Here is a 620-nt window from a genome sequence, read left to right as displayed (position 1 = left end):
ATAGCGGTCTCGCGTCGCGCTGCGACGATGCGAGCGGCAGGCTCGTTCTCTTTTGCATGTTGCAGGACTGCAGTCGAAATCATGCAACCACGAGGCGTGTCTGGATCGGAACAGCGATACGCAAAATCGTGGAGATAGAATGAGACGGCGCGATAGGCCGATGGCTCCTTTCGCAGCGCTTCTGAACGAGCCTTGCTTTGACGATCGACCTGAAAGTCGACCGCCTGTCTATACAGTTCTTCCTTCGAGCCAAACGCCGCATATAGCGATGGCGGCGTGACCCCCATAGCCTTCGTCAAGTCGGCAATCGAAGTCCCCTCATAGCCATACTGCCAGAAGAGCTTCGCCGCCACTTCAAGCGCAGCATCTCGCTCCAACAGGCGGGGTCGACCTCGTCCGCGAGTCGTAGCACACATTTTTATATCGATCCCTAAATTAATGCTTGACCGGGGTTAAGCCTGCGAATATTGTAGCGATGGCTAGTTAAATCACAAATGGAATGTCAGTACCTAGGCCACTGCTCGGGGCAGTGGCTTAGGTGACGAGGAGTTCGCGGGGTATCGGCCGTGCCCCTTCAGCGACTCCAAACTACGCAGATATATGAAGGGAAGTGGCAATGA

Annotated in this window: 1 protein-coding gene; it reads right to left on the bottom strand. The window is 55.0% G+C overall.

What is annotated here, in order from left to right; genetic code table 11:
• Positions 1-377 (bottom strand): TetR/AcrR family transcriptional regulator (locus tag A9976_RS18780; RefSeq protein ID WP_259649247.1); only part of this gene is annotated, 377 nt, incomplete at its 3' end.
• Positions 378-620 lie beyond the last annotated feature (243 nt).

Source organism: Delftia sp. UME58 (assembly GCF_014170385.1).
GTDB classification, from domain to species: domain Bacteria; phylum Pseudomonadota; class Gammaproteobacteria; order Burkholderiales; family Burkholderiaceae_C; genus Comamonas; species Comamonas acidovorans.
The sequence above is the reverse complement of the archived record's forward strand: the minus strand, read 5'-3'. Positions and strand labels throughout refer to the sequence as shown.